The sequence below is a fragment of the Pseudomonas sp. XK-1 genome, from assembly GCF_038069885.1.
In the GTDB taxonomy this organism is placed as follows: domain Bacteria; phylum Pseudomonadota; class Gammaproteobacteria; order Pseudomonadales; family Pseudomonadaceae; genus Aquipseudomonas.
Map to the genome: position 1 here is coordinate 259,692 of NZ_JBBPES010000002.1, position 15,609 is coordinate 275,300.

Here is a 15,609-nt window from a genome sequence, read left to right on the forward strand (position 1 = left end):
GCTGAGTTCCTTGTTGTTATAGGTTTAAAACTTGAGGATTAACCGCGGCCAATCGGCGCAAAAACTGCCTGGGTCAGCTGCGCCAGTAACTCGGCCGCCAACTCGACCTCCAGCCCGCGCCGCCCGGCGCTGACGTAGATGCTGGGAAACTGCTGCGCCGACTCATCGATAAAGGTGCGCAGGCGCTTCTTCTGCCCCAGCGGGCTGATGCCGCCGAGCAGATAACCGGTGGCACGCTGGGCGGCTGCCGGGTCGGCCATATCGGCTTTCTTCACCCCCGCCACCTGGGCCAGGGCTTTCAGGTCGAGCGTGCCGGCCACCGGCACCACCGCCACCAGCAGCTCACCCTTCTCGCTGGCCGCCAGCAGCGTCTTGAACACCTGGGCAGGCTCAAGCTTGAGCTTTTCCGCCGCCTCCAGGCCATAGGAAGCCGCTTTAGGGTCGTGGTGGTAACTGTGCACCCGATGCACAGCCTTGGCCTTTTTTAACAGATCGATGGCAGGAGTCATGTTCGAATGTGAAAATAATCTGACAAAGTTCGCGTACCTTAGCCGAAAACTGACGCGACGACAGCCTATAATGTCGCGCACTTTCAAGGACCCGCCCATGACCCTGCCACCTCGCCAACAGGACATTCTCGAACTTGCCCGCGAACGCGGCTACGTCAGCATCGACGAGCTGGCCCAGGCATTCGGCGTTACCCCGCAGACCATCCGCCGCGATATCAACCAGCTGGCCAAGCAGGGTCTGCTGCGCCGCACCCATGGCGGCGCGGCGAGTGAAAGTTCCAGCACCCAGAACACCGCCTACAGCATGCGCGCCGGGCAAATGCGCGAAGAAAAGCAGCGCATCGCCGCCGCCATTGCGGCGCACATCCCCAACCACGCCTCGCTGTTTATCAATATCGGCACCACCACCGAGGCCATCGCACGCGAACTGCTCGGCCACAAGGGCCTGAAGATCATCACCAACAACCTGCATGTGGCCGCCCAGCTCAGCGCCAAGGCCGACTTCGAAGTGCTGGTGGCCGGCGGCACGGTGCGCAGCGATGGCGGCGTGGTGGGTCAGGCGGCGGTGGATTTCATCCGCCAGTTCAAGGTCGACTTCGCCCTGGTCGGCATCAGCGGCATCGACGAGGACGGTAGCCTGCTCGACTTCGACTACCAGGAAGTGCGGGTTTCCCAGGCCATTATCGACAACGCGCGCCAGGTGTTCCTGGCCGCCGACTCCAGCAAGTTCGGCCGCAATGCCGTGGTCCGCCTGGGCTCCATCACCCTGGTCGACCGCGTTTTCACCGATGCCGCCCCCTCCAGCGCCATCGGCCGCCTGCTCAGCGAGCACAAGGTGCAGCTCGACCTGGTCTGAACCCGTCTTTTATTTACAAAAAAAATTGACCACTGAGCGCGAAAGCGCAGGATCGGGGTGGCGAAGTCGCGTCTATTCAACTAGCATATTTTCGAAAGTGAACATTTAAAAGTTCAATTCCGACCTTTCGGTGCTGCCATGACCATTCGCCACGCCCTCACGACCCCGCTCGCGGAAATCTATGACCTCGCCGTGATCGGTGGCGGCATCAACGGCGTGGGCATCGCCGCCGATGCAGCCGGGCGTGGCCTGTCGGTGTTCCTTTGCGAAAAGGACGATCTGGCCCAGCACACCTCCTCGGCCAGCAGCAAACTGATTCATGGCGGCCTGCGCTACCTGGAACACTATGAGTTCCGTCTGGTGCGCGAGGCCCTGGCCGAGCGTGAAGTGCTGCTGGCCAAAGCCCCGCATATCGTCAAGCCGATGCGTTTTATCCTGCCGCACCGCCCACACCTGCGTCCGGCCTGGATGATTCGCGCCGGCCTGTTCCTCTACGACCATCTCGGCAAGCGCGAGAAGCTGGCCGGCTCGCGCGGCCTGCGCTTCGGTGCCGGCAGCCCGCTCAAGACCGAGATCAGCCGCGGTTTCGAATACTCCGACTGCTGGGTCGACGACGCACGCCTGGTGGTGCTTAACGCCATGGCCGCCCGCGAACAGGGTGCCCATGTGCACAGCCGTACCCGCTGCGTCAGCGCCCGGCGCAGCAAGGGGCTGTGGCATATCCATCTGGAGCGCGCCGACGGCAGCCTGTTCTCGATCCGCGCCCGAGCCTTGGTCAACGCCGCCGGCCCCTGGGTGGCGCGCTTTATCCGCGACGACCTGAAGCAGGACTCGCCCTACGGCATCCGCCTGATCCAGGGCAGCCATATCGTGGTACCCCGCCTGTTCGATGGCGAACAGGCCTATATCCTGCAGAACGAAGACCGCCGTATCGTCTTCGCCATCCCCTATCAGGAGCGCTTTACCCTGATCGGCACCACCGACCGCGAATACCAGGGCGACCCGGCCAAGGTGGCGATTACCGACACCGAGATCGATTACCTGCTGCAGGTGGTCAATGCCCATTTCAAGAAGCCGCTGAGCCGCAGCGATATCGTCCACACCTATGCCGGTGTGCGGCCATTGTGCGACGACGAGTCGGACGATCCCTCAGCGGTCACCCGCGACTACACCCTGGCCCTGTCCGGCCATCCCGGCGAGGCACCGCTGCTGTCGGTGTTCGGAGGCAAGCTGACCACCTACCGCAAACTGGCCGAATCCGCACTGGCACAACTAGCTGGGTACTTCCCGAAAATGGGCCCGAGCTGGACCGCCAGCAGCCCGCTGCCCGGCGCGGAGCAGCTGGACAGCCAGAGCGCCCTGGTCGAGGCCCTGTGCGGGCGCTTTGGCTGGCTACCCACCACACTGGCCCGCCGCTGGGCCAGCAGTTATGGCAGCCGCAGCTGGATCATGCTCAAGGGGGTTGTCAATCTCGAGGACCTGGGCGAGCACCTGGGCAGTGGCCTCTATGCCCGCGAAGTGGATTACCTGTGCCAGCAGGAGTGGGCCATGCAGGCCGAAGACATTCTCTGGCGGCGCAGCAAGCTCGGCCTGTTTATGACCCCGGCGCAGCAGACCCGGCTCACCCACTATCTGGGTATCCACTCACCCCGCAGCCCGGAAGACGCCCACGCGGCCTAAGGCCTGAGACCGCCAGCAGCCAAACCCGCAGCGGGTAAAAGCGCCAGAATAAAAAATGATAGGGAATCATTTTTAACGTCGCGCAGCGATGGCACGCAGGGCGCGCCTCTATGACGGCAGGCCATAAAAAATTGTCTGGAACAATCTTTAACGTCGCGTAGCGACGGCCCACAGGGTGGCCGCTATGACAGGCAGGCCATAAAAAATTGTCTGGAACAATCTTTAACGTCGCGTAGCGACGGCCCACAGGGTGGCCGCTATGACAGGCAGGCCATAAAAAATTGCCTGGAGCAATTTTTAACGTCGCGTAGCGACGGCCCGAAGGGTGGCCGCCATGGATGGCGGCCATAAAAAAAGGCGACCGAAGTCGCCCAAATTGCCTTGCGTGCTCTGCTTCCGGGGATTCAGCTCTGCTTGCGCTTGTGCGAATCCTTCCAGATGAAATAGCCAACACCGGCGAAGAAGGCGACCATCAAACCGACCGTGCCGATTCCTGCGAGAACTACGACATCGACAAACATGGGGTGCCTCCTGCGTGAAGCCTGTGTGGGAATGGCTTCAAGTTAACAGGCGGCGGCAGGCGGCTATTGATCCAGATCAAGACGGCACTAGGGCCAGGCGGCGAGACGCGGGTTAACTGATCCAGATCAATGGATCGCCCCCGCAACAGCGGAAATCAGGACTTTTTCGGTTTTCCCTTGGGCTTTTTCTTGCCTTTGGGCAAAGGCAGGGCCTGCTCGAAGGCCTCGCGCAACTCATTGAGTTTCTTGTCGCGCAGGTCGTGGATGCGCTTGTCGCGCTCGGCGGTGAAATCGATCAGCTTGTCGTCGTGGCTCATGGGGTTCGGATCATGCGAAAGGTCAGATTCAGGCGTGGCGTACAGGGGCTGCGCGTCTTCGCCACTTGGTGCTGCCAATAATGCTGGGTCGGCCCGCGCATGACCAGCAGCGAACCATGATTGAGCAGCAGCGAGTGTTCGATACGGCTCTGCCCCTTGCGCCTGAAATCGAAACGCCGGCTGCCGCCCAGGTTGAGCGAGGCGATCAGCGGATTGCGCCCCAGCTCCGCTTCATCGTCACTGTGCCAGCCCATGGAGTCCTGGCCGTCGCGGTAATAGTTGAGCAATACGCCATTGAGCGGCTGCCCCAGTGTCGCTACCAGCCGGGCGCGAATCTGCGCCAGCAAGGGCGTCCAGGCCAGGGGCGAGTGGCTCAGGCCGGAATAACGGTAGCGCGCCTCGGCATCGCCATACCAGGCAACCAGACGCGGCACCACATGCTCACGCCCGTAAAGCCGCACCCGGGGCTGCTGCCAGGGCGTTTCGGCGACGAGCTGCGCCAACCACTGATCGGCCATCGCCGGCTCCAGCCAGTTGGCCTGGAAGTCCAGTTCGGCGTCGGGCAGCTGCAGGGGGGCGTCATCAAATAGCATCGCGGGCACGTCAAGTAAGGAGACAAGCTGAGTCTGTACGAGACGCCAGCCCTGTGCACTCGGTTCTGCCAGGGTTTAGGTCGCCAGATGGTTTCAGACTTCCACATCCACCCACAAACCCTGACGCGGCATGTCGCCCAGCACCGCCTCGTCGGCCGCATCGACTTCGCCTTCGGCCAGCTCCGCGGGCGTGTAACCACGGCGCTGACGGCGACGCTGTTCTTCGCGCAGCAGCATCTCCGCTTCCTGCGGATGGCGTTTATCCAGGCTCACGCCACTCTCCTTGGCACTTTCGGCCGCTGGCGTAACTGGCGGAATTTCCGGGCGAGGCTTGATCACGTCCTGCTGCACCGTGACCGGAGCCAGGCTGTGGGGGATAGGCGGTAGCATTCTATCTGTCCTCCTTTGGTCAGGCTGTCGGCCACACGGACACCGACTTGAGAGCCGCCTCGCTACACTTTCGACAAAGCCAACCACACAAAGTGCCGACTGCAGATTAATGCGCCTTGGGCCAGGGCCCGACCCTGCGTTAACATAGTCGGCTTTTTCACGCGGGAGACAAGCATGGCGCAGTATGAACCGGGACAACGCTGGATCAGTGACAGCGAAGCTGAGCTGGGGCTGGGAACCGTTCTGATGCAGGACGGCCGCATGCTTACCGTGCTCTACCCGGCCACCGGCGAAACCCGCCAGTACGCCATGCGCAATGCACCGCTGACCCGCGTGCGCTTCTCCCCGGGCGACGAGATCACCCATTTCGAAGGCTGGAAGCTGACCGTGCAGGAAGTCGACGATGTCGACGGCCTGCTGGTCTATCACGGCCTCAACGCCCAGCACGAAAGCGTCACCCTGCCGGAAACCCAGCTGTCGAACTTTATCCAGTTCCGCCTGGCCAGCGACCGTCTGTTCGCCGGGCAGATCGACCCGCTGCCCTGGTTCGCCCTGCGCTATCGCACCCTGGAGTTCACCAGCAAGCAGCTGCAATCCTCGCTCTGGGGCCTGGGCGGCGTGCGCGCGCAACCTATTGCCCACCAGCTGCATATCGCCCGTGAAGTCGCCGACCGCATCGCCCCGCGCGTGCTGCTGGCCGACGAAGTGGGTCTGGGCAAGACCATCGAAGCCGGCCTGGTGATCCACCGCCAGCTGCTGTCCGGGCGCGCCAACCGGGTGCTGATCCTGGTGCCGGAAAACCTCCAGCACCAGTGGCTGGTGGAAATGCGCCGACGCTTCAACCTGGACGTGGCGCTGTTCGACGCCGAACGCTTTATCGAAAGCGACGCCAGCAACCCCTTCGAAGACTGCCAGCTGGCGCTGGTCGCACTGGAATGGCTGTGCGAGGACGAGAAGGCCCAGGACGCGCTGTTTGGTGCCGGCTGGGACCTGCTGGTGGTCGACGAGGCCCACCACCTGGTCTGGCATCCCGAGCACGCCAGCGAGGAATATCGCCTGGTCGAACAGCTGGCCGAGGTGATTCCCGGCGTGCTGCTGCTGACCGCCACCCCGGAGCAACTGGGCCAGGACAGCCACTTCGCGCGCCTGCGTCTGCTCGACCCCAACCGCTTCCACGACCTCGAAGCCTTCCGCGCCGAGAGCGCCCACTACCAGCCGGTCGCCGAAGCGGTGCAGGAACTGCTCGACCAGGGCCGCCTGTCACCTGCCGCACACAAGACCATCCACGATTTCCTCGGTAACGAGGGCGAAGCCCTGCTGGCCGCGGTCAATGATGGCGACAGCGAAGCCGCGGCGCGCCTGGTGCGCGAACTGCTCGACCGCCATGGCACCGGCCGCCTGCTGTTCCGTAACACCCGCGCCGCCGTGCAGGGTTTCCCGGATCGCGAGCTGCACCCCTATCCCCTGGCCAGCCCGGACGAGTATCTGGAGCTGCCGGTGGGCGAGCATGCCGATCTCTACCCGGAAGTGAGCTACCAGGCCCAGGCCGAATTTGGCGATGAGCAGCGCTGGTGGCAGTTCGACCCGCGCGTCGAATGGCTGATCGACACCCTGAAGATGCTCAAGAAATTCAAGGTGCTGGTGATCTGCGCCCACGCCGAAACCGCTATGGACCTGGAAGACGCCCTGCGTGTGCGCAAAGGTATTCCGGCCACGGTGTTCCATGAGGGCATGAGCATCCTCGAGCGTGACCGCGCGGCGGCCTATTTCGCCGACGAAGAATTCGGTGCCCAGGTGCTGATCTGTTCGGAAATCGGCTCGGAAGGGCGCAACTTCCAGTTCTCCCATCATCTGGTGCTGTTCGACCTGCCGGCCCACCCGGACCTGCTCGAACAGCGCATCGGCCGCCTCGACCGGATCGGTCAGAAGCACCGCATCCAGTTGCACGTGCCGTACCTGGAAAACAGCCCACAGGAACGTCTGTTCCAGTGGTATCACCAGGCGCTGAACGCCTTCCTCGCCACCTGCCCGACCGGCAACGCCCTGCAGCACCAGTTCGGCAGCCGCCTGTTGCCGCTGCTGGAAAATGGCGATGACGGCGAATGGCAGACCCTGGTCGACGAGGCCAAGACCGAGCGTCTGCGCCTTGAAGGCGAGTTGCACGCCGGCCGCGACCGCCTGCTGGAACTCAACTCCGGTGGTGCCGGCGAAGGCGAAGCGCTGGTCGAGGCGATTCTCGAGCAGGACGACCAGTTCGCCCTGCCGATCTATATGGAGCAGCTGTTCGACGCCTTCGGCATCGACAGCGAAGACCATTCCGACAACGCCCTGATCCTGCGCCCCAGCGAAAAGATGCTGGATGCCAGCTTCCCGCTTGGCGACGACGAAGGCGTGACCATCACCTACGACCGCGACATGGCCCTGGCCCGCGAGGACATGCAGTTCCTCACCTGGGAACACCCCATGGTGCAGGGCGGCATGGACCTGGTGCGCTCCGGTTCCATGGGCAATACCGGCGTGGCGCTGATCAAGAACAAGGCGCTGAAACCCGGCACCGTGCTGCTGGAGCTGCTGTATGTCAGCGAAGTGGTGGCACCACGCGCCCTGCAACTGGGCCGCTACCTGCCGCCTATCGCCCTGCGCTGCCTGCTCGATGCCAACGGCAACGACCTGGCGCACAAGGTGGCCTTCGAAACCTTGAACGACCAGCTTGAAAGCGTGCCGCGGGCCAGCGCCAACAAGTTCGTCCAGGCCCAGCGTGACAGCCTCAACCCGCTGATCAACGCCGGCGAAAGCAAGGTCGCCGAACGCCACGCTGCGCGCGTCGACGAAGCCAAGCGCCGCCTGGCCGCCGAGACCGAGGAGGAACTGGCGCGCCTGGTCGCCCTGCAGGCAGTCAACCCCAGCGTGCGCGACAGCGAACTCAACGCCCTGCGCCAGCAGCGCGAGCAGGGCCTGGCCATGCTCGACAAGGCCGCCTTGCGCCTGGAAGCCATACGCGTGCTGGTCGCCGGCTAAACCGCCGCCTCCCCTGCGGGTTTAACTCTGGCCCGCAACAAAAATGCCGCTCACTTGAGACAAGTGAGCGGCATTTTTTGTATATGTCCCAGTACGAGGCGGCGCTTAAGTGTGACGGGGCCAGCCTTGGTAGGGTGCGCCGTGCGCACCAGGGCTTGCTGCAGATTCTTGGTGCGCACAGCCTGGGCGACCCCGCGTCACCCTACCCATTGCCGCCTCTACAGGCAGTGTCACTCGTCCCCAAGCGCCCCATCCAACACGTAATTGCAGAGTCTGTTTAAACCACTGACTGAGGTGCATCCGCCAGCAGACCTATGCCGGCACGGCGTTGACCATACCTTGCTGCATCCTTGCTGAATCGCTCACAAAGCAGCGCGAGGCCTGCAACAGCGCCAGCATGGTCAGCAGCAGCGCCACGGGTATCAGGTACATGGCCCCGTGCAGGCCCACCGCCTTGAAGGTTTCGTTCATTTCCGTGGCTCCGGCCGCGAGCATCGCCGCCTGGGCGTAGTGGTCCGACAGCAGCCCCACCGCCACCGGCCCCAGGCCGCCACCGAGCAGATACAGGCCGGCGAAGAACAGGGCCATGGCGGTGGCGCGCAGGCGCGGCTCGATCACATCCTGGATCGCCGTGTAGACGCAGGTGTAGAAGTTGTAGGCAAACAACCAGCCGATACTGAACAGGGTGACAAACAGGGCGACTTCAATGCGCCCGGCGTGCAAGGCATAGCCGGTGGCCAGCGCCGCGACCAGCATGCTCAGGGCGGCAAACAGCAGACGCCCGCTTTGCCAGCGCTGATGAATCTTGTCCGCCAGCCAGCCACCCAGGGTCAGCCCGAGCAACCCGGTCAGGCCGACGATAACCCCGGTGGCCATCGCCGCCTGCTCCAGCGGCAACAGGAAGTAGCGCTGCAGCATCGGCACCATAAACGAGTTGCAGGCGTAGGTGGCAAAGTTGAACGCCAGCCCGGCCAGCACCAGCCACCAGAAGGTGCGAATCGTCAGAACCTTGCGCAGCGGCTTGTCCACCGGAGTGGTCAACGACTGCACCTGCTCCGCCGCACCGCGCCGGGGTTCTTTGATAAAGAACATGAAGAGCGCCAGGATCACCCCCGGCACGGCGGCGATAAAGAACGGCGCGCGCCAGCTGTCGAAGGCCGTGACCATGGCCCCGATGGTGAAGAAGGCCAGCAGCAGCCCCAGCGGCAGCCCGAGCATAAAGATGCCCATGGCCCGCGCCCGCTTGTGGGCGGGGAACAGGTCGCCGATCAGCGAGTTGGCCGCCGGCGCATAGCTGGCCTCGCCAATGCCGACCCCCATGCGAATCAGCAGAAAGCTCCAGAAGTTCCAGGCCAGGCCATTGACCGCCGTCAGCCCGCTCCATACCGCCAGGCCCCAGCCCATGATTTTGCGCCGCGCGCCGGTGTCGGCCATGCGCCCCAGGGGTACACCGGCAATTGCATAAACGATGGTGAAGGCGGTGCCGATCAACCCCAACTGAAAGTCGCTGAGGCCCCACTCCATGCGAATCGGCTCGATGATGATGGCCGGAATGGTACGGTCGAAGAAGTTGAACAGGTTGGCGAGAAATAGCAGAAACAAAATACGCCAGGCATTCGCCGCTTGCTGGGACTGCTGCATGGAATCCATCTCTTTTATTGTTATGACCGCGATTGCACCGCGGCTGCACGGGCGTGCATGACAGTGATTGCCAAGCACCTGTGCGGTCGAATCTAGAGCCTGTGATCCGCGCTGTCTGTGACTATTTGTACTGTTGATGTCAGTGAATCGTACGGAGTAAAGTCGCCGGCCGCGCCAACCCAGCGATCAAAAACCAATCAACGCTGTCGAACATTTCCCACGCGGGGTCTCACACGCCTGGGCACGCCCCTTTGTGCATTATCCAGAGGGCGTGCCACCCAGGGTGACGGGGGGACAGTTCAATCACAGGAGAGCAGAGTGACGCGCATCGGCAAGGAGCATTTTATCGGCCTGGAGTGGTTACGTTTTCTGCTCGGCGTCTATGTGGTGGTGTTCCATACCCTGCATAACTACCCCAGCGAGGAAAAACCTTCCTGGCTGGTGGACCTGACCGGGGTCGGGTTCTTTGCCACCAGCAGCTTCTTCGTGCTGTCCGGCTTTCTGCTGGCCCATGTGTACTGCCGCCAGGGGCAATTGCGCGAACCCGCCCGCAGCTTCTGGAGCAGGCGTTTCGCCAACCTCTATCCGCTGCACCTGTTTTCCCTGCTGCTGACGATCAGCGTGCTGTTTATCATCGGTTACCTCGGCATCCCGCCCGATGACAGCAAAGCCAGCATCCGCTTCGTGGTTTATGACACCAACGCAGACCTGGCAGGCGCGTCCCGGGAGACCCTTGAGCATTTCATGAGCAATGGCGAACTGCTGCTCAACTCCGTCTTGCAATTGCTTATGCTGCAAGCCTGGAACCCCTATTACCTGACGTTCAATGCGCCGTTGTGGTCGATTTCCACGCTGTTTTTCTTCTACCTGAGCTTTCCCCTGCTGGCACCGCGCCTGATGCGCTCACGCCACAAGGGCCGGTGGCTGGTCGCAATCACCCTGATCTACCTGCTGCCGCCGCTCTGGGTAATCCAGAACCAGGAATATGGCATGCCCTACACCGGCATGCTGCACCGCATGCCCCTGCTGCGCCTGCCGGAGTTTCTCGCCGGGATTCTGTTGTACGGGTTGTTCCGCCAGCAGCGCGACAGCGGATATGCACCGCAACTGGGCACCAGGCTGTTGCTCGGCGGCTTCTGCCTGCTGTGCTTTGGCGCAGCAGTCTGGCTGCTCAAGGGCGAACGGTTCTGGTACTTCCTGCTGCATAACGGCTTGCTGCTGCCCGCGCAACTGGCTCTGGTCTACCTCTGCGCCCTGATCGCCACGCCCGGCAACGCCCGCCTGATCCACTGGTCGCAGCGCCTGGGCACGGCATCGCTGCCGCTGTTTGTTCTACATGTGCCGGCTTTCATCCTGTTTTCCCGCTCGGAAAAGCTCCTCGGCGTGGCTTCGCCAGCCTGTTTCGAGCACTGGGCCAGCTGTGCCCGGCAGGCCGCTGAACAACCGCTGTCGCTGTGGCTCTACCCGCTTTTTCTGCTGCTGACGGTTGCCTTGTGCGTCTGGGCGCAAGAACAAGCCGTAGTCCCGGCACGCCGATTGCTACTCAAACGTCTACCGGTATCTGCCCAGTAAAGATCCCCCAGCAATGAGGAATCATTTACCGATAAAATGGTCGGAAATTCAGCCCCTGGGTCAACTGGGGGCGTTCTACTTTTCTTGCTTCGTCTGGTGAATCCGTGTCATTGAAAATCGTCAAACAACCCTCCCAACACGGCGTCCCCTCCTCCCTATTCCATCTGGCCTCTATCGCCTTGTTGCTCTGCACCGCTCAAGTACAGGCATTCTCGCTGGATGACGTGGCCGCCAAGGCCAGGGCGCTGGGCGAGAAAAACTACAGCGCACCGGCCAGCAATCTGTCCGCCGAGTTTCGCGAGATGCCTTTCGCCGACTATCAGAAAATCCAGCCGCGCCCTGAAAAGTTCGAGTGGAGCGAGCGTGATACGCCCTTCAAGCTGGGCTTTTATCACCAGGGCATGCACTTCAATACACCGGTAAAGATCAACGAGGTCACCGCCACCACCGTCACGGAAATCAAGTACGACCCCGAACGCTTTGATTTCGGCGACCTGAAACTCGATCAACAATCGACCCAAAATATTGGCTATGCCGGTTTTCGAGTGATCTACCCGATCAACCAGAAAAACAAGCAGGACGAGATCATGAGCATGCTCGGTGCCAGCTACTTCAGGGTGATCGGCAAAGGCCAGGTGTACGGTTTATCGGCCCGCGGCCTGGCCATCGACACCGCACTGCCCAGCGGCGAGGAATTCCCCTATTTCCGCGAGTTCTGGATCGAACGGCCAAAGCCGCAGGACAAGCACCTGGTCATTTTCGCCCTGCTCGACTCACCGCGCGCGACCGGTGCCTACCGCTTCACCCTGCGCCCCGGCAAGAACGCAGTGGTGGATGTGCAGGCCCGCGTGTACCTGCGCACCGCAGTCGACGAGCTGGGCCTGGCACCGCTGACCAGCATGTTCCTGTTCGATCCGAAACAGCCGCCCAGGCAGCAAAGTTTCCGCCCCGCCCTGCATGACTCCAATGGCCTGGCGATCCACGCCGGCAATGGCGAGTGGCTCTGGCGTCCGCTGAACAACCCGAAACACCTGGCCGTCAGCAGCTGGCAGGTGGAAAACCCGAAAGGCTTCGGTTTGCTCCAACGCGGTCGCGAGTTCTCCCGCTACGAAGACCTCGACGACCGCTACGATCTACGCCCCAGCGCCTGGATCGAACCCAAGGGGGACTGGGGCAAAGGCCGCATCAAGCTGGTGGAAATCCCCACCCAGGACGAGACCAACGACAACATAGCGGCATTCTGGACGCCGGATAAGTTGCCGGAACAAGGCCAGCCCCTGGAGTTCGCCTACCGCATGCACTGGACCCGCGACGAGCAGGCGCTGCATCAGCCGGACAACGCCTGGGTCGCCCAGACGCTGCGTGCGGTGGGTGAAGACAAGCAAGCCAACCTGATCCGCGAACTGGACGACAGCATCGCCCTGCTGATCGACTTCGAAGGCCCCGCACTGGCCAAACTGACGCAAGACACCCCACCGAGCTCGCAAGTCAGCGTCGGCGACAATGCCAGGCTGATAGCTAACAGCCTGCGTTATAACCCCGCCAGCAAAGGCTGGCGCCTGACTTTGCGGATCAAGGTCAAAGACCCGGCGCAGCCGGTTGAGATGCGCGCGGCACTGGTTGATGGCGAGCAGCCGCTGAGTGAAACCTGGAGCTATCAATTACCCGCCGACACGGCCAGCAGTCGATGAGCGCGCGAACGCCTCAAGTAGGCCTGGACGCCTATCTGGCCGAGCTGCCGCTGCCTGAGGCCGAGCGCGAGACGCTGGCCCAGGCTGCGAGTTTCGCCGAGTTGCACCGGCAGCTGTCCGGCCAGCCGGCGCAGAGCACCGACGAAGCCGTCTGCCAGTCCGCGGCACGCCGCCTGCAACTGGGCGCTGGAGCCAGCCTGAACGAGGCCGGCATCCTCGGCGCAGACGCCGCCGGGCGGCCGCGCATCGAGGCGACCCCACCGCTGAACCGCAGCCATGTGACGCCCGAGGCCTGGCGCACCAATATCCTTACCCGCGGCTGGCGCAAACTGCTCGGTAGAAAGAGCCCGCCGCCGCCACCGCGCCAACAACTGGAACCCGCGCGCTGGCGCCAGGTCGGCTCACGCCGCCGGCTGATTTTACTGCTGCTGATGCTCGGGCAAACCGTCGTGGCGACCTGGTACATGAACAGCATCCTGCCCTACCAGGGCTGGATGCTGATCGACCTGCAGGAAATCATGCAACAAGGCCTGCAACAGAGCCTTATCCAAGTGCTGCCTTATGTGGTGCAGTTCAGCATTCTGGTGCTGTTCTCCATCCTGTTCTGCTGGGTCTCCGCGGGTTTCTGGACCGCCTTGATGGGCTTCTGGGAGCTGCTGCGCGGCTATGACAGATACGGGATTTCCGGCGCTCATGCGGGCACTCAGCCGATTCCCGCCGAGGCGCGAACGGCAATCATCATGCCGATCTGCAACGAGGACGTGCCGCGGGTATTCGCCGGGTTGCGCGCAACCTACGAGTCGGTAGCCGCCACCGGCGATCTCGACCGCTTCGATTTCTTCGTCCTCAGCGACAGCGGCGACGCCGACATTATCGTCGCCGAACAAAGCGCCTGGCTGGAGCTGTGCCAGGCCTGCAAGGGCTTCGGGAAAATCTTCTACCGGCGTCGACGCCGCCGGGTCAAACGCAAAAGTGGCAATATCGACGACTTTTGCCGACGTTGGGGCAGCAACTACCGCTATATGGTAGTGCTCGATGCCGACAGCGTGATGAGTGGCGAAAGCCTGACCTGCCTGGTGCGCCTGATGGAAAACAATCCCCAGGCCGGGATTATCCAGACGGCACCGAAGTCCGCGGGCATGAGCACCCTCTATGCACGCCTGCAACAATTCGCCACCCGCGCCTACGGGCCGCTGTTCACCGCCGGCCTGCACTACTGGCAACTCGGCGAATCGCATTACTGGGGGCACAACGCGATCATCCGCGTACAACCCTTTATCGACCACTGCGCCCTGGCACCGCTGCCGGGCAAGGGCTCATTCGCCGGCGCGATCATGTCCCATGACTTCGTCGAAGCGTCACTGATGCGCCGCGCCGGCTGGGGCGTATGGATCGCCTACGACGTACCCGGCAGCTATGAAGAACTGCCGCCCAACCTGATCGACGAGCTGGAACGCGATCGCCGCTGGTGCCATGGCAACCTGATGAACTTCCGCCTGTTCCTGGTCAAGGGCATGCATCCGGTGCACCGCGCGGTGTTCCTTACCGGGGTGATGTCCTACCTGTCGGCACCGCTGTGGTTCCTCTTCCTGCTGCTTTCCACCGCGCTGCTGGCGACCCATACCCTGCTGGAGCCGCAGTACTTCCTGGTGCCCGGCCAGTTGTTCCCGGTCTGGCCGCGCTGGAACCCGGAGCAGGCCATTGCCCTGTTCTCCACCACCCTGACCCTGCTGTTCCTGCCCAAACTGCTCAGTGTCCTGCTGATCTGGATCAAGGGTGCGCACGCCTATGGCGGCGCGTTCAAGGTCTGCCTCAGCATGCTGCTGGAAATGCTCTTCTCGGTGCTGCTGGCACCGGTCAGGATGCTGTTCCACACCCGCTTCGTCACCGCAGCCTTTCTCGGCTGGTCGGTGCAATGGAACTCGCCACAACGTGACGATGGCATCACCACCTGGAGCGACGGCGTGCGGCGACACGGCTGGCAAACCCTGCTGGGGATTTTCTGGACAGCCGGGGTTGCCTGGCTCGACCCGGTATTTCTCTGGTGGCTGGCACCGATCGTGGTGTCGCTGATGGTGTCGATCCCGGTATCGGTGATCTCCAGCCGTTTGAGCCTGGGGCTGAGTGCCCGGCGCAACCAGCTGTTCCTCATCCCCGAAGAGTCGAACCCGCCCCAGGAGCTGGTTTCCACCTACACCTACGCCAAACACAACCGCGAGCATGCCCTGCATCAGGGGTTTATCGCCGCAGCGCTGCAGCCGTTTCCCAATGCACTGGCATGCGCCATGGCAACCGCTCGCCATGGCACTTCGCCACGCCTCGAAACGGCCCGCCAGCGCCTGCTGCAGCATGCCCTGAACAACGCGCCGGAAAGGCTCGACGGACCGAGCAAACTGGCCCTGTTGAGCGACCCCGTGGCGCTCAGCCGCCTGCATGCACGGCTCTGGGAACAGACCAAGCAACACCCCTCATGGCAACACGCCTTTAGCCAGGCTGGAGAACAGCCGGCCCGTTTGCCGGCCATGCAGGCCAGGCTTCCCCTCTCGCCGTCCAGCCCGGTAGCCGGCTAGCCAGCCTTCGACTACGCCACCAGGCGGATCGCAGCAGAAGGCTCTACTACCGAGTAGAGCCGCCGATCCGCAGCCAGCCGCTTGCCTTGTGCGCAGGCTCACTATACTGATGCCAGATCGCCATATTCTTCATGCAGAATCGGTGACAGCATTAATCGACACGTGCGTGGTTCACGACGGCCAGGATCTTTGTCGTGGCCGCAGGCCCTGTCGATGGTTGTGCAAGGCTGTATAGAACGGCAGGTCGCCAT

12 protein-coding genes are annotated in these 15,609 nt (G+C 62.7%); 6 read left to right on the forward strand and 6 right to left on the reverse strand.

All coding sequences use genetic code 11. The features are described from left to right. Positions 1 to 38 precede the first annotated feature (38 nt). Positions 39 to 509 carry a Cys-tRNA(Pro) deacylase gene (gene ybaK, locus WMW70_RS06880; protein ID WP_341436778.1) on the reverse strand — a complete coding sequence of 157 codons (471 nt, stop codon included), beginning with the start codon at positions 507 to 509 and terminating at the stop codon, positions 39 to 41. 97 nt (positions 510 to 606) lie between these two features. Here ybaK and WMW70_RS06885 point away from each other — a divergent pair, with 97 nt between their 5' ends. Both WMW70_RS06885 and glpD read left to right on the forward strand, forming a co-directional pair. Then, positions 607 to 1,365 (forward strand): DeoR/GlpR family DNA-binding transcription regulator, encoded by a 759-nt coding sequence (locus WMW70_RS06885; RefSeq protein ID WP_341436779.1) that lies wholly within the window; start codon positions 607 to 609, stop codon positions 1,363 to 1,365. Positions 1,366 to 1,503: 138 nt separating this feature from the next. Then, positions 1,504 to 3,045, forward strand: a complete 1,542-nt coding sequence (glpD, locus tag WMW70_RS06890) for a glycerol-3-phosphate dehydrogenase (protein WP_341436780.1) — start codon at positions 1,504 to 1,506, stop codon at positions 3,043 to 3,045. 404 nt (positions 3,046 to 3,449) lie between these two features. On the opposite strand, the gene ccoM is transcribed toward glpD, so the two are convergent. The 4 genes from ccoM to WMW70_RS06910 all read right to left on the reverse strand — a co-directional run bounded on the left by ccoM (position 3,450) and on the right by WMW70_RS06910 (position 4,866). After that, positions 3,450 to 3,566: a cytochrome c oxidase subunit CcoM gene (ccoM, locus tag WMW70_RS06895; protein ID WP_341436781.1), complete on the reverse strand. Its 117-nt coding sequence runs from the start codon at positions 3,564 to 3,566 to the stop codon at positions 3,450 to 3,452. A 155-nt stretch (positions 3,567 to 3,721) separates the two neighbouring features. Beyond that, positions 3,722 to 3,883 carry a hypothetical protein gene (locus tag WMW70_RS06900; protein ID WP_341436782.1) on the reverse strand — a complete coding sequence of 54 codons (162 nt, stop codon included), beginning with the start codon at positions 3,881 to 3,883 and terminating at the stop codon, positions 3,722 to 3,724. Beyond that, positions 3,880 to 4,476, reverse strand: coding sequence for an alpha-ketoglutarate-dependent dioxygenase AlkB family protein (locus tag WMW70_RS06905; RefSeq protein WP_341436783.1), 597 nt, complete (start codon positions 4,474 to 4,476; stop codon positions 3,880 to 3,882). The genes WMW70_RS06900 and WMW70_RS06905 overlap by 4 nt, the downstream gene beginning before the upstream one ends. A 93-nt stretch (positions 4,477 to 4,569) precedes the next feature. After that, positions 4,570 to 4,866 carry an aspartate-semialdehyde dehydrogenase gene (locus WMW70_RS06910; protein ID WP_341436784.1) on the reverse strand — a complete coding sequence of 99 codons (297 nt, stop codon included), beginning with the start codon at positions 4,864 to 4,866 and terminating at the stop codon, positions 4,570 to 4,572. Positions 4,867 to 5,040: 174 nt separating this feature from the next. On the opposite strand from WMW70_RS06910, the gene rapA reads away from it, so the two are divergent. Further along, on the forward strand, positions 5,041 to 7,884 hold the full coding sequence (gene rapA / locus WMW70_RS06915) for an RNA polymerase-associated protein RapA (RefSeq protein ID WP_341436785.1): 2,844 nt from the start codon (positions 5,041 to 5,043) through the stop codon (positions 7,882 to 7,884). A gap of 312 nt (positions 7,885 to 8,196) precedes the next feature. Here rapA and WMW70_RS06920 read toward each other — a convergent pair whose 3' ends face one another. Continuing rightward, positions 8,197 to 9,525, reverse strand: a complete 1,329-nt coding sequence (locus WMW70_RS06920) for a spinster family MFS transporter (protein WP_341436786.1) — start codon at positions 9,523 to 9,525, stop codon at positions 8,197 to 8,199. Between the two features lie 318 nt (positions 9,526 to 9,843). Between WMW70_RS06920 and WMW70_RS06925 the strand changes: the two genes are divergently transcribed. The 3 genes from WMW70_RS06925 (at position 9,844) to mdoH (ending at position 15,358) form a co-directional block, all read left to right on the forward strand. Then, entirely contained in the window at positions 9,844 to 11,097 is a 1,254-nt protein-coding gene (locus WMW70_RS06925; protein ID WP_341436787.1) for an acyltransferase family protein, read from the forward strand. 164 nt (positions 11,098 to 11,261) lie between these two features. After that, the gene (locus WMW70_RS06930; protein WP_341437043.1) at positions 11,262 to 12,788 is read left to right on the forward strand and encodes a glucan biosynthesis protein G; all 1,527 of its coding nucleotides are present in this window, start codon (positions 11,262 to 11,264) and stop codon (positions 12,786 to 12,788) included. Continuing rightward, a complete protein-coding gene (mdoH, locus tag WMW70_RS06935) occupies positions 12,785 to 15,358 on the forward strand; it encodes a glucans biosynthesis glucosyltransferase MdoH (RefSeq protein ID WP_341436788.1) in 2,574 nt (857 codons plus the stop codon). Before WMW70_RS06930 ends, mdoH begins: the two co-directional genes overlap by 4 nt. The last annotated feature ends 251 nt before the right edge of the window (positions 15,359 to 15,609 follow it).